Here is an 894-nt window from a genome sequence, read left to right as displayed (position 1 = left end):
GCCGCCCGATGCGCGGGTAGCCGAGGATCGTGCCGTCGGGGAAGGTGGCGGTGGTCATGATGCGGTCTCCTTGTGTGGGGTGAGGATGCCGGCCTCGCCGAGGACGGCCAGGACGACGCGGTGATCGTTGAAGGCATAGAGGTGCACGCCGGGCGCGCCGTCTGCGACGACCTCGCTCGCCAGCCGGGCAGCCGCGGTCACGCCGATGTCGCGTTGGCCCTCGGCGGTCGGCTCGACCTCGAGGGCGATAGCCAGCTCTGCGGGCAGCTCCTCGCCCGTCAGCTCCAGCACCCGGCGGAGGCGCGCGGGCGAGGTGATGGGCATGATGCCGGGGAGGATCGGGATGTGGACGCCGGCTGCCCGTGCCCGCTCGACGAAGGCCAGATACACGTCGGGATGGAAGAACAGCTGGGTGATCGCGAGCGTGGCACCCGCGGCCTGCTTGGCCAGCAGCGCATCGAGGTGCTGGCCGGCATGCCGCGACCGGGGATGCCCCATCGGGAACGCCGCCACGGCGATCTGGGCGCGCTGGCGGGGCTGCACGCGGGCGGCGCCGGGAAGACCCGGGATCGCCGCCTCGGTGTAGGGGGCCCGCTCCGCCTGCACGCGATCGATCAGCTGCACCAGCTGCGCGGCGCTTTCGAGGTCGCCGAGGAAGGCCTCGTCTTCGCCGACACCCGCCGGCGGGTCGCCGCGGAGGGCGAGGAAGCTCGTGATGTCGGCGTCGAGGAACTCCCGGATGAGTGCGGTCGCGCCGGCGTAGGTGTTTCCGACACAGGTGAGGTGCGCCAGCGGCTCGACCGACGTCGTCTGCCGGATGTGGCGCAGCACCGCGAGGGAGTCCCCGCCGGTCGACCCGCCGGCCCCGTAGGTGACCGAGAGGAAGCTCGGGCG

At 72.8% G+C, this 894-nt stretch carries 1 protein-coding gene; it reads right to left on the bottom strand.

Translation table 11 applies throughout. The features are described 5' to 3' along the window. Positions 1-54: 54 nt before the first annotated feature. The coding region (locus NQ160_RS24245; protein WP_257517520.1) for a methylenetetrahydrofolate reductase at positions 55-894 on the bottom strand (840 nt) is incomplete at its 5' end.

This window comes from Microbacterium sp. zg.Y909, from assembly GCF_024626565.1.
This window is presented reverse-complemented; position numbering and strand designations above follow the sequence as displayed.